Here is a 21,778-nt window from a genome sequence, read left to right as displayed (position 1 = left end):
GTAAAAATATCTTCATAATTTCACCTTCTCGTAATGTTTCTAAAAATTAAAAATCCAATTTTAATATTGAAAGTTACTCTGTTTTCACTTATATTATATTTTACTATAATTAGTTTATTAATTAAAAATAAATCTTAAATTTTTATTGCTCATCTACATATTATTTACTAATTGGAAAGCAAACCTCAGTAACAAATTCTTCTGGACTTTTAACGCTTTGAGGTCCATTCAAGTAAATATCAAAAGGAGCTCCATTATATTTATATCCATTATCCTCAATCCATTTGACAACTTTAGCATAAGCTTCTCCAAGCCTTGAATACGGCCCAACAAAAGTTGTGGATGCAACCATCCCTCCTGCAAGTTCTTTTATATTTTCATTTTTCTCTGCATTCACCCTGCTATTTACTGGAACACAAACTTCACAATCTGCATTTTCCACATCAAATTCCTGCTTATCATGATAAATTGTCATTACTGGCCCCGATGGCTTAAGATTCATCCTGAAGATGTCCTCAAATACCTTTCCTATAACACTACTTATATTGCTCATACTTGTAATTGTTCTCCTACTGATAACAATTAACGACTTTCTTTCCTTCAATTCAACTTTTAAATCCTTCTTAGCTTCCATAATATTGCCTCCTAACTCAATCTTCTTAATTTTTTGTTCAATAGAATTCTTAAGTTTCAAGCTGTTTTGAACTTCCTTATTAATCTCAGCAATTTTGTTCTGCAAAAACTTTTTAAGTAAGTCAGCATCATCTTTATCCATAATGGCTTTAATTTCTTCTAACTTTAATCCATATTCTTTTAATTCAGATATAGAAAGAAGTTTTAAAACCTGTTCATATGCGTAATATCTGTACTGAGTATCGCTGTCCACATGCATAGGTTTTAACAGATTGATCTCATCATAATAACGAAGTGTCTTAGTTGAAACTCTCCCAATTTTAGAAAACTGTCCAATGGTGTACACAATTAATTCTCCTTCCTGTCGACAATCATAGTATAAACCTTCCAGTTAAGGTTAAAGTCAAGAGGTAATTTTATTATTTATATTTTAATTTTATCTTACGAAAAAATATTGTCTTAATTCTTTATTTAATTCTGCTAAGTTCATCTAAAAATGCTGGTTTCTTTCTATATAAAGCTATTAATTCATTAACTATTGGGATTTGACTTTGCTTTCCTGCAATCTTTTTATATTTTTTAATTATTCTGCACACATTTTTATAATGACTTCTATTTGCAGCCCGACTTGCTTCAAACATTATGTATTTTTTATAAATTTCTATAACCTCATCTTTAAATTTAGACATTAAAATTTCTGCATAGCTATCGATACTTGTTGGATTGTCTCTTACATATTCCATTATTTCATCCAAATCATTTTCTTCTAATATTATCTGAAGAAAAATCCTCTTCGCCTGATAACCATTATGATTTTTAAGTTCTTGTTTTAAATCACTATAGAAACTTGCTTCATTTTCTGTGATTTCTTTTAATTCTTTATAATATTCAAAACTACCCTGAAGTAAAAGTTCTTTAGCTAAGTCTCTTTGTTCATACCTCATAGAAAGTTCTTTGTATGCTGTATATCTTATTTTTTTCCATTTTAAAATTAATCCGGCAAATTTTATGTCCCTTTTTTCTCCTTCTAGTGCCAGCTCTATAACTTTTTCATAATTTTTCTCTTCAAAATATTTATTTATAAGTAGTTCTCTAAAAGACGAAAAATTTAAGTTATCATTTATAAATTCATCTGTCTCTTTCTTAGTTCCATACTTATTTATCATATCAAATAATACATGAAGCATTCTTTCATTACTATATTTCATATACTCGTCATTAGAATTTTTATCAATTAAGCACTCTAATTTTAACTTTAATTTATTTCTAAGGGTCTCTGTTGCTGCAACTTCAACACATAATCCCAAAATGTCCATTCTATAATCTGTCCATCCACTAAAAATATCACTTTGACTTTTGCTTAGTAATCTTTCAAATAATTTTTCTTTTATCTCTACATCTGCATCCTCATTAGCATTTATTATTTCATACATTAAATCAATTACTTCTGAAACTAAACCTCCAACATCTCCATTAGAATCATCAGCATACTGAAAAGCCTCTATTCCCTCATCTATTACTAAAAAGGCAATATCTACTGCTAATATTATGTCATCTGTTTCTCGTATCTTTTCTAATAATTCTTCCATATCATTTGCAAAATAGCTCGCTTCTCTATAGGAAATAAAGCCTTCTCTGCCTAAATGCTTTCTTACAATTGAATCTATTAATTTTTTACACTTTTTAAGTTCCTGTTCACTATTTCCTTTTGAATACCTTACAATAATGCTATCTTTTAAAGTTCGATCTTTTTGAGTTATATCCAATATGATATCTATTAATTTTTCTTTTGAAAGATTGCTCAAAACTTTCTTTATTTCTGGTTCATTTGTCTTTACCTTTTTTGGTTTTTCATTAGCCATATCATTATTTATATTTTCGGCTTTATTATCAATATCTTTGTTTATATTTTCAGCCAATTCAAAATACGCTGCAACTTCATGCTTACATATTGGTCCAAAATCATAAGGACAATTACATTCAGAATTAATTATTTCTCCATTATCATCAAGCGTTACTATAACCTGATAGTCCTCACTTCCTTCAACTTCAAATATGTAAGTATGATCTCCGTCCATATAAGTTTCAATTATATTTCCATCAATATAATAATCATAACCTCTTTCCAAAATTGTCTTATTTATATAATCTTTAAAATTATCTATATTCATTAGAACCCTCTCTTCATTTATTTATTACCTTTAACCTCACGACTAATGGTCAGAATTATATTAACTATATTAGTTAAAATACAGTAATACTAACATAAAACAAACAAACTATTTTCAAATGTTTCTATGTTGATTATTCCATTGCCAAAAGCTCAATACATACATCTTATCTTTTTTACCTTAAACTATTGAACTTCATTAAAACTCTATATTTATAATACCTACCATTAATTCCAAGTGGACATATTTCTACTTTAATTCACTATAATTAAGTATATAAGACACAGCTCTCTTTAACAACTCATATACTTCAGTAATAATCAAATTTAAATGAACTAGAATGTAGAAAGATTTATATTAACATTTTACTATATTTCATGGATAAAAGAGAGATCATCGTACAAATTAAATTTTAATAAGTACGATGATCCTTTTATGAAATCACTTTTCTTAAAATAAAACTTCCTTCTTCAAAATCTTTTGGATTTTCTACTCTTACTACGATTCGAAAAACTTCCCTTTATAAAAATTCTCATTTTCAAGTTTCTTTGCCGTCATTCTAAATATAACGCAGCCATCTGGACATACAACATCTTTGCTATACTTTCTATCTCCTCCAATATTCTCTAAATCGCCACCGCTTCTGACAGCCTCCATGATTGGGAACATAATCATCATTACTTTTGAACATATACCTTGTCCATCCTTATTTACAGGACAACCATAGGTGCAAGTATACTTATCTCCAACTTCCTCGCCGTTTCGGCAATACCTCTCTGTGTGGTCACTTCGAAGAAATCCTGTTACCTCAATTTCCCATTCGTACTCTTCATCATACCATTTTTTCATAATTACCCTCCAAATTATAACTTATATGTTTACTATTATTTAACACTCATTTGCCATTTTTGAATCAGAAGATATTAGACGACCTCTTCTTTTTATTTTAATTGCAGCAGATTTCATACTTTTTTATCCTTTAACCTTTTCGCTATTTCTTCTATATGAGTATTGTCAGTTCCACAACAACCTCCTAAAATTTTAGGAACAAAATATTTATATAAATCCATCATATCATCAGCAAGACTAGCACTATCAGAAAATTTCAAATCAGTAGAATTATCTAATTCTTCTGGAGATAATTGCGAAGTGTTTGCTTGTATTCCATGAAATCTTTCTTTAACCAATTTTGTTTTATTGAAAGAATAAGATAAAGATTTTTTTAATATTGCTGGATGAACACAATTTACCATATAGCAAATCGGCTTTTTAATTGTAGCATTATCTATATGTAAAATTGCATCATTAATGGTAGTTCCATCTACTAGTCGCCCATCATCCCTAATCATAAAACTAATTATATATGGCAATTCCGTACTTTCCATAACCTTTGCCATTCCAGTAGCTTCAGACAACGCAGGCATAATACCTGCAAATAGAAAATCCACTCCCGATTCTTTAAATAAATTTGCCTGCCACGAATGGAATACCTTTGCGTCATCTATTGATAAGACATCACTAGCTTTATATGCATCTCCTTTGCATCCCATTAAACCTCCTACAAACATATCTATCTTTGCATTACTTTTTATTTTTTGTAGGAATCTCACGTTATCTTCTATTATTTTTTCAGTAAATTCAGATTCTAAGACACGATTTTTATTGGCTCTTCTTGTTGGTGTTGTTACAATAAAGGGTAATTCATATTTTTCAGCAGTTTTCAGATATTCCTTATAAATACTACACATGGCTTGTCTTGAATCATAATCATAAACTAAACCAGCCATCGCAACCTTATCATCAAATCTAATATTAAATTCTCTTTTTAATCTCTCTCCTAAAGCTCCCTCCATTAAAATAGATGAAGCTTTATCAAAGCAAGTTTGAAAGTCCATATATACTCCTCTTTACATTTCAACTTTTAAAATTTTCACGCCATTGACTAGATATTTAACTTACAGTCACTCATTAAATTTTATATATAGCAATAGAATATTTTATATTAAGTCTACTATCGATTATGTTTATTATATAAGCACTGCTTATACGCTTATTTTGATGCTAATGAAAAAATAATACCATATAAAACACATCCTAAAGGAAATAATATAAATATGCTTCCTAAAATTATTGAACCTATATTAAATGAAAAATTTAATGCACTGTCTTTTGTTTTCATCTGTTTCAAGTATATTTTATTCATCCCTATGCCTGTACCACCGATAATTATCAAACCTACTCCTATAAAACAAATAAGAGCAATGATAATTCCAATTATAGCTGCAAAGAATGGAAAGAAAATTATAAATCCCATTATATCACCTCTCCTATAATTTATTTAAAATGAATACACCGGCAATCAAATAACATAATGTTATCAAAATGCCGACCCACATATGTATAGCAGAAAGTAACCAATAACTAACTTTTACTTTTTTATCTGATGTATCAAAGCGTTTACTCATCTTCATCCCTTTATGCCCTCTAATTATTGCAATAACAGCAAAAAATAAAGCGGCTATAAATGCTAAAATGATAAGTGCATTTCCTAATTTTATCATTCCTTTCCTCCTTTAATCTAAATAGTATGTTTAAATTTTGAATTAACTTAGCACAATGTTTTTCCTAACTTACCCAATTTAAAAATTAAATTCATAATCTTATTTTTTTATGATTTAAAGATTATTCCCATTCTTTGTAATGTATTTTTAGTCTTTTGGAATTTACCATGATTTCCGATACCAATTAATGATTCATTAAACAAGATTTTATATCCATTAACCACTCCGTCAATAGCCGAAGCTTTTATGCAGTAATTACCATCTACACCTACTAACTCAAGTTCCCTCGCATTTATATTTTGTAAATACGCTAATAATTGCTTATTAGAAAAACAGCTTGCTTTCCTTTTTTCAAATACGTTATTAGATATAACAGACAGCCCATCAACTAATTTTTTTGGTTTTCGCGACAGTTCCCAAAAGAATCTATTTACAATATAAATCACTGATTCACTAGGATATTCCAAAATTTTTTCATTTATTAAATCTATGAGTTCCTTGGTGTTATAAGGATACATTTTTACATTTCTAGAATCCCCAACGTAGTCTTCTTGCATGTCTATAACTAATAAACATTTCATTAACTCACCTCTACAAATTACTATTGATAATACCCAGTATTTAATTAAAAATTATAATTTAAATATCACAAAACTATTTATATCTTGGATATTCTGGAAGCAGGTCAATTAGCTTGATTGACCTTCCCTGATTATCAAGTAATATTTCAATGTTATCTGAATCTTTTCCAAGGTGCATCATAAATTCTCTACATGCACCACAAGAAGGTATAACTTTACCATCCTTATAAACAGAAACGACCTTATCTACTTCATTTTCTCCATGTGTGAGCATTGTTGATAAAGCATTTCTCTCAGCGCACATTCCTAATGAACTATTTGTGTCAATACAAATTCCTGTATAAATATTTCCTTTTTTTGTTAGTACAGCTGAAGCAACGCTTCCAACCCACATAGTACTTGAAATTTCATGTGGATTTATTACATTCATGGCTTCTTTATAAAGCTTTTCCCATATTTGTTCCATATTGCTCTCCTTAATCTTTAATTTAGTATTTAGATTTATCTATCAATCTTTTTGAATTCTCTTTCCACCAAATGCATGAATTGTCCTAGTTCCTGCAATACATTTGCCACGATGCGGTGTTCCCTTAGGCACTAAAAGCTCATCACCAGGATTTAAAACATGCTCTATACCATTAAATATTTCTATATATTGTCCTGAAACGCAAAACGTATATTCATCAAATTCATGTGTTTGTTCCTTTGATTCTCTATCAGAATAGTATGTCCAGAATGCCATTTGACTACCATCTTTTCCCTCAAAATAATACCCTTCAATATCTCTCGTATTCTGCTGTTCCGATGGAACTTTATTCTTTTCTCTTTTCATAAACTCTGGAAAATCTTCCATCCTTGAATCACCCCTATAAACTTTAATTTCTGTTTTACTTTATAACATCTTGGTAGATTATATCCACTATTTCATTTAAGATTAATTCCTTATGTAAGCATACTTCTGAAATAACATCTGATAAATCTTTTTCGTTCCACCATTCTCTCATTTCTTTCTCTCCAAATTCATGTGAATTGGACTTTTGCTTGTGACGATTTAAAGTTTCCTCAAATGGTATATCAAAATAATATGCAAAGATTTGATTGCCGAATTCATCTTATAAATCTTGAAATAATTTTTTATACCACTTTGAATTTAAAATTCCTTCTAAAATTACTTTATTACAATGATTCTTGCGTATAGTGAAAGTTCAAATATTAATTCACCTGCTTTTGGATTAGGTCCATCTTTTGTAAATAGAATGTCCCTTCTAACAACATCTTGTGAAATTAGCATTGTTTATTGTCCAAATTTTCTTTGCAAAGATTTTCCCGTAGTAGTCTTACCACTTCCAGAATTGCCTCTTAGAATTATTAACTTCGCCACTCTTTACCACCCAGTCCCCCAATGTCTTTCTGTTTTGAGTTAATCAAACCAACGTCCATATCTAACTAATTATAACATATTATGTAAAGGCTGCACGAATTAAATATTAAAGAGAATCAATTCTAATTTATTTTTTTAGATTAGTTGTAAAATTATAAACCTGATTTTTATGTGATACTTAAATAAAATTAAATACATGTAAGTTTTCTTGACAATAGTATTTAGCTGCTATATACTTTTTCTATGATGAATATTAATAGTGAACGCAAAAATAAAATAAGTTATATCTTGCTAAGAATACTTAACAGATTTGACGAAATCGACAAGAAAACTCATTGCTATGGAACAGATACACCTTTATTTAGTGCTGAAATTAACATGCTTAGAATAATAAAAGAAAATGAAGGTATACATGTAACAGGAATAGCTGATAAACTAGGTGTAACGAAAGGAGCTGTATCACAAATAGTAAATAAGCTTAATAAAAAAGGCTTAATAAAAAAAGAGACTGATTTATATAATCAATCTAAATTAATGCTTAGTTTAACTTCAAAAGGTGAAATTGCCGAATTGAATCACGAAAAACTTCATGATGAATATGACTCAATAATTGATGGTATTTTAAAAGATGCATCTAATGAAAATATAGAATTTCTAAAGGATTTTCTAAATTCTTTTGAGAATCAGATGGAATTTTTCGACTCAGAATTTAATAAATAATTTTTTTTTACTAGAAGTGTATAGCTGCTAAACTCGTTTCTAATTTTATTAAATTACTTAAAAAATGTTTTATCCAAAGAGTATAGCATCTAAACATATTGTATGAATTTTATATTAGGAGGATTATATGACAATGGAATCAAAGCAGAAAAAAATCAAAATAATGAGTGAAGGAAATATTACTAAAGCACTATTTACTCTCGGTATACCAATTATTTTTGGTATGTTCATTACTTCATTTTATAATATCGTGGATGCAATTTTTGTTGGTAGCCTCGGAACTAGTCAAATGGGGGCTGTATCAATTTCATATCCGATTTTGCAATTAATTATAGGATTGGGCCTTACTTTCGGAAGTGGTTGTGCGTCTTATGTATCAAGACTGTTAGGTCAAAAAGAAAATCATATAGCAAACCAAGCAGCTTCAACGGCACTAATTTCTAGTATCATCATCGGTATTATAACAGTATCTATAATTATGTGTTTCTTAGATAAAATCCTTACTTTATTAGGGGCAACGTCGACAATTCTGATTTATGCACATCAATTTGCAATTATCTACATTCCAGGATCTATTCTTAATATTATTAATGTAACTATGAACAATATTTCAGCGTCTGAAGGGGCTGCTAAAATTAGTATGATATCAATGCTTATGGGTGCATTGATAAATACTATACTAGAGCCGATATTTATATTTCAACTTAAGCTTGGAATTCAAGGGGCTGCAATTGCAACTGTAATTGCTCAAGGTATTACAACCATACTTTACGTATGGTATATACACTCAGGAAAAAGTAATTTGCATATTTCTATCAAAAATTTTTGTCCAAGTAAGACTATTTATAGCCAAATATTTAAAGTTGGGATACCAACTTTATTATTTCAAATATTATCAACTGCTTCAATGGCATTAACAAATACTGCTGCAAGCCGTTATGGAGATTCAGCAGTTGCTGCAATGGGAGTTATGACAAGAATTATGGCACTTGGGACGTATGTTATTTTTGGATATGCAAAAGGCTTTCAACCTATCGCAGGATTTAGTTATGGTGCCAAAAATTATAAAAGGTTAAAGGAATCAATTTCTGTATCTCTAAAATGGTCAACTATTTTCTGTATAATTCTTGAAGTCATTTTTATCATATTTGCGAAACAAATTGTTACCTTATTCACCAAAGATACCTCTGTTATCTCAATAGGAATTGACGCTGTGAGGGCAAATAGCTTAACATATATAACTCTTGGAGTTCAATATATATATGCAACATTATTTTTGTCTTTGGGAAAAGCTACAAAAGGTATGCTTGCTAGTATTTCTAGACAAGGAATTTTCTTTATACCTTTAATGCTCGTTTTACCTAATGCATTTGGAATAAATGGAATCATTTTTGTACAGCCTCTCGCAGATATCCTTACTACAATCTTTACAATTTTTCTTACATTCAAGCTTCAAAGAAAAATAAACTCTGATGTTAGATCTAATGAAGTAATATTATAAAGACTTTAATTGTATAGGAATTATTATTTCTCATTTAATACAGAACATGAATTTCATAAATAAAATTATATAAACACCTATATATATTCTCAAACAAATCAAAACCATGAGATATCATTATAAGATACCTCATGGTTTTATAAACTTTAAAAATAGTATGGTTAAATTATCATATCTAACATTGTCTTTTCATTAATACCATCTTCAGTTGAAATTGAATATGATATATCATCCTTTTTCCATGTTGCTAAGTTATACTCTTCATTTTTATTTCCTTCAAGAGTTACGTCTATCCCATTTACTTTTACTGTATTCTTAACTTGATAGGTATTATAATCTCCACTTATATTATCAGTGCTTTTACCTGCTCTGAAAATCATATTGTTATTACCATTGTTATAATCTACTTGTATCATTTCATTTGATATAACACTTACATTTTCTACTTTAAATCCATTAGGCAATGTTTTTAATGGATTTACTTTCAAATTCAATGCTTTTTCCGCTTCATCTAATGTCTTATATTCTTGACTATAACCTACATTTTTGTCCATTACAACCGATGTACTAGAGACACTATCATCTGTATTATCTTCTGATATTTTATTTTCTTTTACATCTTCTGGAGCTGTTTTTTGATCTGTGCTTGTTGGAGTTTTTTCTTCCTTATTATTAATATCATCTTTATGATTTGTTTTTGAAGAGGTATTTGAATTTTCTATAGCCTTATTATCAGTAGCTTTATTATCATTATTTTTATTCTCGGGTGTCTGCCTCTTCTTCTCCTCTGATCCTGAGTTAGATTGTGAGTTATCTTTTCTTTCCTGTCTAGCTTTTGAGACATTATTGGTATTTTTGTTCACATGATTACTGCCATTATTATAGTTATTATCATTTTTATTATTATTTCTATTATTATTTCTATTATTTTGATTTACAGCTATCTCTTCTTTATGATCACTGTCAGATGCTTCTTTACTATCATTATTATAGATCAATTCACTATCATCACTAGATTTTAAGTCATTATTCTTATCCTCATGATTTTCTTCCACTTCAGTCTGTTCTAAATCATTAGACGCATGTTTGAAAAGCATAGGATAACTTTTAGCTACACTTAAACATATAAGTATTGCACCACAGGCTGCCGCCATTTGCATATTTCTTTTAACATTATATTTCTTTACTTTTGGCATAGTAGTTTCGACTTTTATTTCTTTTTCTTCATTATTATCATTTTTATTTTCAGCCAAAACATTTTGGAGTATTCTTTTTTTCATATCATCATTCATTACTATTTTATTTAGTTCTTCTTTATATTTCTTACTCAAAATCATACTCCTCCTTCAGCTCTATTTTTAACATATTTCTTCCTCTGCTAAGTAATGATCTTACTGTAGCTTCTTTCTTATTTACTATATTTGATATTTCAACCGTAGTATAGCCTTCATAATAATATAAATGAATAATTTCTCTATATTTCAGTGGAAGTTTCATAACCTGATTTAAAACATTGTTATCTTTATATTCATCATAATAGGGCATATCAGTTAACTCTACATGCTTTTTAAACCATACTGATTTTAACTTATTTTTGCATATATTTCTGGTAACACAAATAAGCCAATGCTTTTTGTGATCGTCGCTTTCAAATATCTCTATATTTTTAAGCAATTGTACAAAAACATCTTGAACAGCATCTTCTGCATCGTATATATTTTTCATATATGAATATGCAAGCCTCAGCAGCATATCTCCATAATGATCTAAATCTTGTGAAATAATTTCATCCGTACGCAATGAAACATCTTTCATTAAAAAACTCATCCTTCCATCCAGTAGCACAACAATGTATTGTAGATATTCAACTTTAAAACTAAATTTATGTGGTAACTTACCGAAATCATAAATATTTTGTTCCGAAAAGCTATGAAAATATCGCCGAAGATTCCAAGGTGTAGATTTCACCATTTTAGCAACTAAATATGTTTATCTAATAAATACCATATCAAAAGTTATAGTATTGCTTAAATCTATATTTCAAACTGTTTATCCATAGTCCCAAAATTAACTCTTCCTTATTATTCATGTCTCTACTTATGTTACTTGTTATTTAAATTTCTTTCTAATACAAGTTCTGATTAACTTACTTTATTTAATTGTAATTATAATAATATGTAATGAGAATTATTTGCTAGAATATATAATCATAAACTTGGTTAATATGTATCTATATTTTTTTACAAAACCTGTTTTGAACCTCTAGATAGAAACCAGATACATATTTGCTATGGTGTTACTTGAAATTTATCTTAGTAAATATCCTTAGATAGAGGTTGTCCTAGATATTGCATATCTAAAACTTGTTTATGAAATATGCATAAATAGATAAAACCTTCTTCTTAGAACATTCCAGTAAAAATTTCATCAATCCATATGAAGAAATATGTATTGAATTTCTATCATTTGAGGCACAAATTAGGTCTTTGTGTTGATTTTCTGTATAACTAAAAAGTACTTTTTACAATATTAATAATATCATCTTGTTTCATACCTTCATTTACTGAGATAGAATATGACATATTATTTACGCTCCAAACGGCAACTTTAATAAGATTGTCATCTCCTTTTACTTTTACATTGATTCCGTTTATATTTACAGTATTATTGATTTTATAGTTGTTATAATCACCACTTATATCATAAGTTCCTTGTCCCATTCTAAATATGATGTCATTTTGTTTGTTTACATAGCATATTTGAAATAAATCTCTTGATATAGTATTTATATATTTTATATTGTATTTACCTAATAATTCTTTTGGCACTGTAATCTTAAATTTTAATGCTTTTTGTGCTTCGTCTATAGTATCAAATCTCTCAATAGGACTTATTATATCATCTGCATCTTCAGGTTTATTTACTACTGTAGCAGCTGGTTTACCATCCCATTTTCCATTTTCATCTACTTTATATCCATCTGGGGTTACTGTGCCTGCAGCCATTTCTCCATTATTTAATAAATAGTACCAATTGCCATTAGTTTGAATCCATCCTCTTTGCATTATGCCATTATTATTCATGAAATACCACTTATTATTTATTAATTTCCATCCTACTGTTAACTCCCCATTAGCTGAATAAATCCATTGTCCATCTTTATCTCTTACAAAAAAGCTTCCTACTGTTTTTTGATCATTGAATAGAAAATTATAAAAATTAATTGGAACATACACCATATTATCCTCTATTATAGGTTCTGCACCTAATTCATGCATCATAGTTAATCCTATTGCTTTGCTGCTTGAATAATAATAACTATCTTGTCCAACATAAACATTTGTCTTAATTATACCATTATCTAAGCTTATAACTTTATTATCCTTATCTGGCTCAACTTTAAACCCAAGACTCTCTGCCGTAAATTTTAGAGGAACCATAATTTTGCCTTTATATATTGAAACTCCGTTTCTTCCAATTTCAATATTTTTTCCGCATATTGCTACCTTGTTTATATCAACATCCTTAGGTGCATAGTTTGATATTGGAACAGTATCAGAAATAATATTCGCTGGATTGGATTTGTGTCTTGATATATCATCTGCTGCAAATGCTTGAGCCAACATACCCACAATTGTTACTGCTGTTAATAAACCTATCATTAATTTTTTCATAATCTTATCTTCTCCTTCTAAGCTCGCACAATCTAATATTGTATTTATTTTTATGTGCTTGCATCTTAATTTTTCATTTTAGGCACTTGAAAGAAAATAACAAGTCCAAAATTGCCATGAGCATATCATCAGGCAAGAAGACAAATAGCACTCATAGTGGACCGGACATATTAGTGTTATCTGCCTAAAAAGCATGAGTGAATATAAGCTGACAGATGGACTAGTTATTTTTTGATTGCCTTTATATTAGTAATACAATCCAACTTAGAGAAGTGTTGCAAAAAAATAAGAATTTTTATAAAAAATCTTAAGATCATAAAAAAACATGACTTATATTTAAAATATAGTACAAGAAATTCTCAGTTTCCAAACATAAGAAAAGAAATTCAATAAGTTTATCCTTATTAATATATCAACATCCTACATAACCTCTTTTCATTTTTATAACTACCTTTGATTAAATTCATATTTTCCTATTGTACTAAATTTACCTTTTCTCCATCACTTAATAAATTTTGGCCTTCAGTAATGATATCTAAACCTTCTTCAACTTTGCCTGTTACTTCTGTAAATTTCTCATCTGAAATTCCGGTTTCAACCGATATCTTTTTAACCTCGTCATTATCAACTGCATAAAGATAATTTACACCATTCTCCATTTTAATTGTTTCATTTGGAACCATCAAGATGTTGTCCTTCTTTTCAGCTGGTAATGATATTTTAGCAAACATACCTGCCTGTATATTGTTATTAGTATTATCAATTTTAACCTTCACAACGTAGAAATTATTTTTAGAACTTGTATTTGGGCTGATATTATCTATTACTCCAACTATTTTTGAATCTGGTAATGCATTTATAGTAACTGGTACAGATAGACCTACTTCAATTTTCTCAAGCATCTTATCAGGAACATTTATTTCTGCACTTAGACTATTATAATCTATAAGAGTAACTGATCCTGATTGCGCACTTGCAAGTTGTCCTACTTCTACAGCTTTTTCTGACACAACTCCAGCTATTGGTGCAGTAACGGTAGCGTTACTTATTTGATTTTGCACGGCACTCACTCCTGATTGTGCTTGTTCAAGCTGTGCTTCAGCAGCTTTTATAGCTTGAGGCCCTGATTTACTCTTCAATAGCTCTAAGCTATCTTGTGCATTTTTTAAGTCTATAGCTATTGCATCATATTGAGCTTTTGCGTCTTCAAAATCCTTTTTAGCTACTGCTTGTGCTGAATACAAAGTTTGTGTTCTGTCATAACTGTCTTTTACACTATTATATTGGATTTGTAACTTTCCCACCAACTGTTCCGCTTGCAATAATTGCTGTGTAAACCCTGAGTCGCTTGTTCTTTCTAAGTTAGCACTAGCTGCACTCACTCCAGCCTCTGCCTGCTGAAGTTGTGCTGCATAATCTGTTGTATCCAATGTAAATAATGTTTGACCTACACTAACTTTATCTCCAACCTTTACATCTACAGTTGCAACTCTTCCTCCTGCTTTCGGCAAAACCACTACCTCTTTTGCTGGCTTTAGGTTACTTGCATATTCTACACTTGTAGAAATAGTTCCAGTTGTTATTTTTTCCGTTTTTACATTTTTAACCTCTTGTACTACTTCTACGGGTTTCTTTTTAGCAAAGATAGAAATAACTATGACTACAATAATTGCTAAAACTACTCCTCCTATTAAAAGTTTTTTATTTTTCTTTAACCCTTTAAATTTCATAGGTGCTACCTCCTTCTATGGTATGAATTTTCTTCTTTTTAAAAGATACTACCTTTTTTAAATCATCCATTAATGTATAAATAATTGGTAATACAATTGGTGAAAGTATTGTCGATGCAACCATTCCTCCAATGATTACTATAGCCATACTCTTTTTCATCTCAGTTCCTTCACCCATGGATAAAGCAACTGGTAACATAGAAACAATCATGGTAGAACTTGTCATGATTATCGGTCTTAATCTAGTAGCACCAGATTCTATAAGAGCATCTCTTAAATTCATTCCTCTCTTCATAAGGGTATTAGTATAATCTATAAGTAATGTACCATTTTTAGATGCTAATCCTTCTAACATAATTAATCCAATTATGGACATTAAATTTAAAGTCTGTCCAGTTAGAGCCAGTAAACCAAAAGCTCCTATAATAGCACAAGGTAGAGCCATCATTCTTATAAATGGAGTTAAAAAGGAATCATAAAGCACTACTAAAATCATATAAACAAGAGCTAAGGATGCACATAAAGCAAGTCCAAGAGACGAAAAACTTTCCGCCATCTGTTTTTGATTTCCTCCAAAGCTTATACTATATCCATCAGGAACCGAAAGAGCCTTTAGTTTAGCATTAATATCATCGGTAACTTCTCCAAGAACCCTTCCTTGAATATTAGCTTCAACAGTTGCCATATCCTGCTTATCCTCCCTAGATATAGTAGGAGCACTATCTATCTTTTGAATGGATGCAACTTGGCTAAGTGGAATTTGTTGTCCCGATGAATTTGTGATTTTCAAGGACTTCAGATCTTCTGCACTCTTTATTTGTCCATTTTCGAACTTAAGGGTTATATCATTTTCCTCATTTTTTGATCTATACACTCCCACATTAGTTCCAGCAAGCGCCATTCTAACAACACTTCCTATGTTTGTAGTAGAAATATTGTACTGAGTAGCTGCAAGGCTGTCTATATTTACCCTAAGCTCACTGCTTCTTGAACTTGTAGAGTTACTTATATCAGTGATTCCTGGTACTGCACTTAGTAGCTTTTCAACCTCATTTGATAGATCTCTTATAGTATCTGTATCATTACCTTTTATTTTAATTGATACAGGCTTACTACTACCACCAGACGAAGATGACTCTGCTACATTTAAATCTACTCCAGACATATTTTTACCAAATCTGCGAATCTCACTTGCAAGTTCACTTTGGCTTTTTTTACGTTCACCCTTAGGAACTAGGTTAATGAAAATCTGAGCAATGGATTTATCTGCTGTTGCTTCTCCATCATGCCCAATTAATGAAAAATAATTTTTTACTTCTTTTGTATCCTGTAAATATTTCTCTACCTCAGAGACCTTTTCATCCGTTTGTTTTAAAGTTGATCCTGGTGCAAGCTTCATGCTAATTTGAAGAGAACTCTGATCCGCCATAGGTATAAACTCCGACTTTATTGCCCCCATCGGAATAAGCATGACACTAAGCACAACTCCTGCAACAACTATAGCTAAAACTTTTTTTCTGTTATCTAAAGACCATATTAAAGCCTTTTTATAGGTTTCTACTAGTTTATCAAAAGAGCCTTCTGTTTTAGCATTTATTTTGTTGAATTTAGAACTTATTATTTTGATAAATTTAAAATTTATTTTGCTTAAAAATTTAGATTTTTCTTTTTTTACTAACACATCTTTAAGGTTCTCATTTTTTAATAGCCTTGAAGAAAGCATTGGTGTAATTGTAAAAGATACAATTAGAGAAAACATTGTAGCTGCAACTATTGTAAGTCCAAATTCCCTAAACATCTGCCCAACTAAACCTGACACAAGTGAAACAGGGGCAAATACAACAACATCGCATAAAGTTATAGCTATTGCTGCCATTCCAACTTCCTTACGTCCTTCAATGGCTGCAGCTATAGGATTTTTTCCCATATCCATATGCCGCTGTATATTTTCTATAACAACTATAGAATCATCCACCAGGGTACCTACAACAAGAGATAATCCCATCAAAGACAACATGTTTAAGGTAAAGTGCATCTGATACATCATAAAAAACGTGGCAACCAGCGATGTTGGAATTGCAATTAAAACTACTAAAGAAGAACGGAAACTACGGAAGAATAAATAAAGTACAAATGCAGTAGTTATGATACCTTCTGCAAGATTATGTTTTATTTGAGTAAGTGAAGAATTAATAAAAGTAGTAGTATCCATTAAAATATTTACTTCCGTTCCTTTTGGAAGTGTATTTTTTACATCTTCTAATTCCTTTTTTACAGAATCAGCAACTTCTACTACGTTTGAATCACTTTGCTTTCCAAGCATCATCGCTATGGTCTTGTTACCACCAAACCTTGTTAATACATTTGCATCTGGGACTTCTAAGTCAATTTTTGCAATATCACCAAGGCGAATTGTCACTCCATTACCTGCTGGTATTAATAGATTTTTAACTTCATCAACGCTACTAAATTGCCCAATAATTCTAACAGATTGATCTAAGCCTTCTTGCTTAATCTCTCCAGCTGGTACATTAACGTTGGACGCCTGCAGTGTGCCCATTAAAGTATCAATGTTCACTCCATAATACTCCATAGTTGCTTTATCAATTTTTATCATTAATTGCTTCTTATCAGCACCCAGCAATGAAATATTCCCCACCCCAGGTACTTTTTCTAATCTTTGCTTTAAGATATCAGATTGATTATAAAGTTCCTCATAACTGGCATCCCCATTTATTGAAACTATCATCATAAGGTATGGAACTCATATCCATTTTATATAAAATAGGCTTATCTGCAGCTTTAGGAAGTTTTGCAGAGGTAAGTTCAACTGCCTTTTGGACATCTAAATATGCGGTGTTTATATTCGCACTCATTTTAAAAGTTATTGTAACAGTACCATAGCCTTCTCCAGAAGTTGAATTTAAAACATCAACACCACTTATTCCCGAAACTGCATCTTCAATTGGTTTTACAATATCTTTTTTAATATCTTCTGCACTAGCACCATTATAAGTTGTCATTATTGATATAACAGGAATGTTCATAGATGGCATTAAATCTGCTCCCATGCTTTCATAACCCATGATGCCAAGTCCAATAAATAAGATTACTGCCATCCACATGGCTGCTGGTCTTTTTACTGATATTTCAGTTATACTCATTTCTCTCCCCCTAACTCTATGTTCATAAAGTGAAACTTTTCAGGTGAAGTTTTATTGGTGCCCCTTGAGGGTAAACTCCATCTGAATTTAGTTGAACTTATCCAGGAGCATGCAGCCGTTATCTCCCACTTAAGCAGATAAGTGAAAGTCCAAATTTACAATTTGATAACTTGAACTTAGCTAACTCATTCATGAGTTAAACTCATCAAAAATTGAATTAGTGTGAATCACTTCCTCATCTGACGCAAGGAATAGGATCTTCATATATTGTGATGGTGTTACGGATGCTAGCTATCAGATAAATTTTTACTCATTATCTCGCTCATTCTCGGTATGTCATTATTTAGAAAAAACGAAGAATATTGCCCATACATTTAACACAAAAACAGTTATGTTCTAAATAATACCGATTCTTACATGTATGCTGCACGCACCCAAATTAGAATAGCTTTCTTCTTAAATATAAACATTTAATGTTGTATTTCATATTCCAATATTTTTAATAATTTTGATACTTAATATAAATTCTGTACATTTTACTGCTAAAAAAGAGAGCTTACTACACATAAACTCTCATAAATTTATTATATCCTCTGTATCTCCATTTTTAACCTAATATTTCTTTTCAAAGAAGATCTACTGCCAAAAGTGCATCATATGATGTCTAGATAAGTTCAACTAAGATTCAGCTTGATATTTCCCCTCACATGAATCAAGTTTCACTCGATAAAGATTAATAGCATAAACATACTAATCGTTTTCTGATACAACCGTTGTTCCAGAAATATAATCATGAATAGCCCTATGTGATAGCGTACTTAAAACCAAGATTCCGGACACAATCGTTAAAATTCTGGCTGCTATTCCTAGATAGTATTCAAAATAAAAACCGGTCACAAGAGTAAGCAGCTGCACTAAATAACTTGTTATAATAATTGCAGTTCCCTCTATGGCCATGAGCCCTATAATTTGTCTTATTAAAAGGGTTTTTAAATCTATCTCTGAATAATCCATTTTTACGATTTTAATCTTAACTAGATGCTTTCCAATTGTCTGACCATGGTACTTTTTATAAGGGATATATACATAATAAATTATGGCTGCAATGAAACAGAGACTACCAGCTAAATATGCCCATCCGTTTGAATATCCCAGACTCGCAAACACATAGAGATTGCTAAACATATCCCCTTTCTTTGTCACCGCACTATAAATTAAAACTGCAGGGAATCCTGTGATAATTCCTCCCAAACACCAGTCTATGACGTAAGCCAGTAGCCGTTTTGATATGCTCACATTCGACGGCTTCCTATCCACCCATGATGTCACTTTTTCCCATGATTTATGCATAAAACATTCCTCCTATTTTGAATACAAATAATCCATGGCTTTTTTAAAGCGCTCTAACCCTTCTTCAACCTTTGAACGGGGGCATCCTAAATTCATCCTCAAATATTTTGCACCATTATTCCCATAGGTTTCACCCTTCATAATAGCAACTCCGCCCACATTTACTAGAGCATCCTGAATCTGTTCAGAAATGAATGGAACTCCTCTTCCATCTATCCATGCCAAATAAGTAGCATCTGGTTTTTTAAATTTGAAGTCAGGCAGCTCACTCTTAATAAAGTCCTCCACCAGCTGCATATTACCACGGATATAGTCATTTAGCTCATCAATATAATCATCGCATTGCATATATCCTACCATTGTCGCATACATTCCAAATATACTTGCAGAATTCAGAAAATCTCTCTTCCTAATATGATATAAAAAATCATTTCTCACTGTCTCATTTGGTACCATCACATATGAACCAATCATGCCAGGTGTATTAAATATTTTACTGGAAGAAGATGCTGTATATAACTCATCATAATCATGGATATAGGATAAAAGTGGTATTTGTTTCTTTTGTCCAATCTGTATATCCATATGTATCTCATCCGAAATTATCTTTGTATTATATTTTTTACACAATGATATCATGCTTTTCATCTCATCTTGTGACCATATCATACCTGTAGGATTATGTGGAGAGCATAAAAGCAATATTTTGCAGTCCTGTACCTGTTTTTCAAATAGATCAAAATCAATTTCAAATGAACCTTCTTTATGAATTAAATCATTTGATACCAATATGCGATCATTATCCTCTATGACTGTAAAAAATGAGTCATACATAGGATTAAATGTCAAAATCTTATCTTTTGGAGCACTTAGCAGCCTGATTAATAATGATACTGAATACATAACGCTTGTACTATATAAAATCCAATCTTCTTCAATGCATGTATTAAATCTTCTCTTATAATGTTCTGTTATAGAAGATTTGAAATCATGATGATTCCACCTGGTATATCCATATATCTGATGGCTGGCAACTTGAAGAATTTTTTCAGTAATTGGTTTTGGAATAGTAAAATCAGTATCTGAAATTGAAAATGGTATTAAATCTTTTTTATGAAAGCGATCTTCAATATAATCCCATTGTGTAGAATAGGTTCCTAAACGATTATGAACTTCATCAAAATTATATTTCATCTATTTCACCTCCAAAATTATATAATCCTTTGTAGTTTTATTGAGGGGAACACCTCTGCCATTAATAATAACCACATCATCTTCAATACGCACTCCTCCGATATTTGGAACATAGATTCCAGGTTCACATGACATCATCATATGCTCCTTTAAAATAGTCTTACTTGCAGAATTCAAAATTGGCAATTCACAGCCATCACCGATTCCAAGGCCATGACCCAGTCCATGGTTGAAATACTGCCCATATCCATTTTTCTCAATAACATCCCTAGCAGCCTTATCCACATCACTAGCAATAGCTCCAGCATTAATAGCGTTCAATCCTATCAGCTGCGCTTTCAAAACTATATCATAAATTTCTTTAATCTTAGGTTCAGGCTCTCCCATAAAACACATCCTCGTCATATCTGATTGATAATTTTTATATTGTATTCCAAAATCAATCATAATTGGCTCATGAGCCTTGACTCTGCGTCCAGTTGGCCTGCCATGTGGAAAAGCTGTCCTTTCCCCAGTTGCTACAATTGTATCAAAAGACATTTGCTGAGCTCCTTGTTTAATTGAATAATATTGAACCAAAGCGCTTATTTCATACTCTGTCATTCCTAAATGAATATTTGCGAGCACCTTTTTATAAATATGGTCTGTTATATCAACTGCCTCTTGCATGATATCTATTTCTTCCTGTTGCTTAATAATACGTAAATCAGCTATTTCGTCATCTAACAAAATAATCTGAACACCAATCTTTTCAACATCTCTGTATTCTTTAACTAACATCTGAGAAGCTTCAACCCCTAAATTGTGGCAATGTTCTTTCTTCAATATATCTTGAGCTGCCGCTAGATAACTGCATCCCATTTCATGAGATGAGTGAAGAATGATTTCAAGATCATGTTCTTTTTCTTTAGCCTCAGTCAAATATCTCCCATCTAATATAAGGAAACCTTTATTTTGAGTGATTAAGACATTGCATCCGCTACCTGTCATAGTTGATAACCATTTTTTCATGGTTTTACTTTTAATAAGAAGAGCATCAATATTATTATGATGCATAAACTCATGTATTTTTTCTATTCTTTTAGCCATATTATCACCATCCTTAAAAATGAGGAGCT

At 30.7% G+C, this 21,778-nt stretch carries 19 protein-coding genes and 1 pseudogene; 2 read left to right on the top strand and 18 right to left on the bottom strand.

What is annotated here, in order from left to right:
• Positions 1-160 precede the first annotated feature (160 nt).
• The 10 genes from ACJDTP_RS18450 to ACJDTP_RS18405 form a co-directional block, all read right to left on the bottom strand.
• Positions 161-979 (bottom strand): MerR family transcriptional regulator, encoded by an 819-nt coding sequence (locus ACJDTP_RS18450; protein ID WP_406762060.1) that lies wholly within the window; start codon positions 977-979, stop codon positions 161-163.
• Positions 980-1,100: 121 nt separating this feature from the next.
• Positions 1,101-2,804: an SWIM zinc finger family protein gene (locus ACJDTP_RS18445; RefSeq protein WP_406762059.1), complete on the bottom strand. Its 1,704-nt coding sequence runs from the start codon at positions 2,802-2,804 to the stop codon at positions 1,101-1,103.
• Between the two features lie 498 nt (positions 2,805-3,302).
• On the bottom strand, positions 3,303-3,653 hold the full coding sequence (locus tag ACJDTP_RS18440; RefSeq protein ID WP_406762058.1) for a TIGR04076 family protein: 351 nt from the start codon (positions 3,651-3,653) through the stop codon (positions 3,303-3,305).
• A gap of 113 nt (positions 3,654-3,766) precedes the next feature.
• Positions 3,767-4,699, bottom strand: coding sequence for a homocysteine S-methyltransferase family protein (locus tag ACJDTP_RS18435; RefSeq protein WP_406762057.1), 933 nt, complete (start codon positions 4,697-4,699; stop codon positions 3,767-3,769).
• A 155-nt stretch (positions 4,700-4,854) separates the two neighbouring features.
• Positions 4,855-5,118, bottom strand: coding sequence for a hypothetical protein (locus ACJDTP_RS18430; protein ID WP_017210565.1), 264 nt, complete (start codon positions 5,116-5,118; stop codon positions 4,855-4,857).
• Between the two features lie 13 nt (positions 5,119-5,131).
• Complete coding sequence (locus ACJDTP_RS18425) at positions 5,132-5,365, bottom strand: hypothetical protein (protein ID WP_065417196.1); 234 nt, start codon at positions 5,363-5,365, stop codon at positions 5,132-5,134.
• 107 nt (positions 5,366-5,472) lie between these two features.
• Positions 5,473-5,946, bottom strand: coding sequence for an isochorismatase family protein (locus ACJDTP_RS18420; protein ID WP_270566844.1), 474 nt, complete (start codon positions 5,944-5,946; stop codon positions 5,473-5,475).
• 73 nt (positions 5,947-6,019) lie between these two features.
• Positions 6,020-6,412 carry a cytidine deaminase family protein gene (locus tag ACJDTP_RS18415; RefSeq protein WP_077839186.1) on the bottom strand — a complete coding sequence of 131 codons (393 nt, stop codon included), beginning with the start codon at positions 6,410-6,412 and terminating at the stop codon, positions 6,020-6,022.
• Positions 6,413-6,454: 42 nt separating this feature from the next.
• Positions 6,455-6,799 (bottom strand): cupin domain-containing protein, encoded by a 345-nt coding sequence (locus ACJDTP_RS18410; protein WP_270566843.1) that lies wholly within the window; start codon positions 6,797-6,799, stop codon positions 6,455-6,457.
• 315 nt (positions 6,800-7,114) lie between these two features.
• Entirely contained in the window at positions 7,115-7,237 is a 123-nt protein-coding gene (locus ACJDTP_RS18405; protein ID WP_406762056.1) for a P-loop NTPase family protein, read from the bottom strand.
• A 333-nt stretch (positions 7,238-7,570) separates the two neighbouring features.
• Between ACJDTP_RS18405 and ACJDTP_RS18400 the strand changes: the two genes are divergently transcribed.
• Together ACJDTP_RS18400 and ACJDTP_RS18395 are read left to right on the top strand one after the other, a co-directional pair.
• On the top strand, positions 7,571-8,047 hold the full coding sequence (locus ACJDTP_RS18400) for a MarR family winged helix-turn-helix transcriptional regulator (protein ID WP_168982190.1): 477 nt from the start codon (positions 7,571-7,573) through the stop codon (positions 8,045-8,047).
• 127 nt (positions 8,048-8,174) lie between these two features.
• Positions 8,175-9,548 carry an MATE family efflux transporter gene (locus ACJDTP_RS18395; protein ID WP_406762055.1) on the top strand — a complete coding sequence of 458 codons (1,374 nt, stop codon included), beginning with the start codon at positions 8,175-8,177 and terminating at the stop codon, positions 9,546-9,548.
• A 161-nt stretch (positions 9,549-9,709) separates the two neighbouring features.
• On the opposite strand, the gene ACJDTP_RS18390 is transcribed toward ACJDTP_RS18395, so the two are convergent.
• The 8 genes and pseudogenes from ACJDTP_RS18390 to ACJDTP_RS18355 all read right to left on the bottom strand — a co-directional run bounded on the left by ACJDTP_RS18390 (position 9,710) and on the right by ACJDTP_RS18355 (position 21,749).
• Positions 9,710-10,885: a hypothetical protein gene (locus tag ACJDTP_RS18390; protein WP_406762054.1), complete on the bottom strand. Its 1,176-nt coding sequence runs from the start codon at positions 10,883-10,885 to the stop codon at positions 9,710-9,712.
• On the bottom strand, positions 10,872-11,363 hold the full coding sequence (locus tag ACJDTP_RS18385) for an RNA polymerase sigma factor (RefSeq protein ID WP_017210572.1): 492 nt from the start codon (positions 11,361-11,363) through the stop codon (positions 10,872-10,874). Before ACJDTP_RS18385 ends, ACJDTP_RS18390 begins: the two co-directional genes overlap by 14 nt.
• 692 nt (positions 11,364-12,055) lie before the next feature.
• Entirely contained in the window at positions 12,056-13,222 is a 1,167-nt protein-coding gene (locus tag ACJDTP_RS18380; protein WP_406762053.1) for a stalk domain-containing protein, read from the bottom strand.
• 473 nt (positions 13,223-13,695) lie between these two features.
• Complete coding sequence (locus ACJDTP_RS18375; protein ID WP_406762052.1) at positions 13,696-14,952, bottom strand: efflux RND transporter periplasmic adaptor subunit; 1,257 nt, start codon at positions 14,950-14,952, stop codon at positions 13,696-13,698.
• A pseudogene (locus ACJDTP_RS18370) lies at positions 14,942-18,116 on the bottom strand (efflux RND transporter permease subunit). Before ACJDTP_RS18370 ends, ACJDTP_RS18375 begins: the two are co-directional and overlap by 11 nt.
• A 750-nt stretch (positions 18,117-18,866) precedes the next feature.
• A complete protein-coding gene (locus ACJDTP_RS18365; RefSeq protein ID WP_406762051.1) occupies positions 18,867-19,466 on the bottom strand; it encodes an RDD family protein in 600 nt (199 codons plus the stop codon).
• Positions 19,467-19,478: 12 nt separating this feature from the next.
• Positions 19,479-20,660 (bottom strand): MalY/PatB family protein, encoded by a 1,182-nt coding sequence (locus tag ACJDTP_RS18360; protein ID WP_406762050.1) that lies wholly within the window; start codon positions 20,658-20,660, stop codon positions 19,479-19,481.
• Positions 20,661-21,749: a M24 family metallopeptidase gene (locus ACJDTP_RS18355; protein ID WP_406762049.1), complete on the bottom strand. Its 1,089-nt coding sequence runs from the start codon at positions 21,747-21,749 to the stop codon at positions 20,661-20,663.
• Positions 21,750-21,778 lie beyond the last annotated feature (29 nt).

The organism is Candidatus Clostridium helianthi (assembly GCF_045310795.1).
GTDB classification, from domain to species: Bacteria; Bacillota; Clostridia; order Clostridiales; family Clostridiaceae; genus Clostridium; species Clostridium helianthi.
This window is presented reverse-complemented; position numbering and strand designations above follow the sequence as displayed.

Coding starts and splice junctions, on each gene's coding strand:
- ACJDTP_RS18405 (WP_406762056.1), bottom strand. CDS start 7,237: ATGCTAATTTCACAAGATGTTGTTAGAAGGGACATTCTATTTACAAAA.
- ACJDTP_RS18420 (WP_270566844.1), bottom strand. CDS start 5,946: ATGAAATGTTTATTAGTTATAGACATGCAAGAAGACTACGTTGGGGAT.
- ACJDTP_RS18380 (WP_406762053.1), bottom strand. CDS start 13,222: ATGAAAAAATTAATGATAGGTTTATTAACAGCAGTAACAATTGTGGGT.
- ACJDTP_RS18410 (WP_270566843.1), bottom strand. CDS start 6,799: ATGGAAGATTTTCCAGAGTTTATGAAAAGAGAAAAGAATAAAGTTCCA.
- ACJDTP_RS18425 (WP_065417196.1), bottom strand. CDS start 5,365: ATGATAAAATTAGGAAATGCACTTATCATTTTAGCATTTATAGCCGCT.
- ACJDTP_RS18430 (WP_017210565.1), bottom strand. CDS start 5,118: ATGGGATTTATAATTTTCTTTCCATTCTTTGCAGCTATAATTGGAATT.
- ACJDTP_RS18375 (WP_406762052.1), bottom strand. CDS start 14,952: ATGAAATTTAAAGGGTTAAAGAAAAATAAAAAACTTTTAATAGGAGGA.
- ACJDTP_RS18360 (WP_406762050.1), bottom strand. CDS start 20,660: ATGAAATATAATTTTGATGAAGTTCATAATCGTTTAGGAACCTATTCT.
- ACJDTP_RS18365 (WP_406762051.1), bottom strand. CDS start 19,466: ATGCATAAATCATGGGAAAAAGTGACATCATGGGTGGATAGGAAGCCG.
- ACJDTP_RS18395 (WP_406762055.1), top strand. CDS start 8,175: ATGACAATGGAATCAAAGCAGAAAAAAATCAAAATAATGAGTGAAGGA.
- ACJDTP_RS18385 (WP_017210572.1), bottom strand. CDS start 11,363: ATGAAAGATGTTTCATTGCGTACGGATGAAATTATTTCACAAGATTTA.
- ACJDTP_RS18355 (WP_406762049.1), bottom strand. CDS start 21,749: ATGGCTAAAAGAATAGAAAAAATACATGAGTTTATGCATCATAATAAT.
- ACJDTP_RS18445 (WP_406762059.1), bottom strand. CDS start 2,804: ATGAATATAGATAATTTTAAAGATTATATAAATAAGACAATTTTGGAA.
- ACJDTP_RS18415 (WP_077839186.1), bottom strand. CDS start 6,412: ATGGAACAAATATGGGAAAAGCTTTATAAAGAAGCCATGAATGTAATA.
- ACJDTP_RS18440 (WP_406762058.1), bottom strand. CDS start 3,653: ATGAAAAAATGGTATGATGAAGAGTACGAATGGGAAATTGAGGTAACA.
- ACJDTP_RS18400 (WP_168982190.1), top strand. CDS start 7,571: ATGATGAATATTAATAGTGAACGCAAAAATAAAATAAGTTATATCTTG.
- ACJDTP_RS18390 (WP_406762054.1), bottom strand. CDS start 10,885: ATGATTTTGAGTAAGAAATATAAAGAAGAACTAAATAAAATAGTAATG.
- ACJDTP_RS18435 (WP_406762057.1), bottom strand. CDS start 4,699: ATGGACTTTCAAACTTGCTTTGATAAAGCTTCATCTATTTTAATGGAG.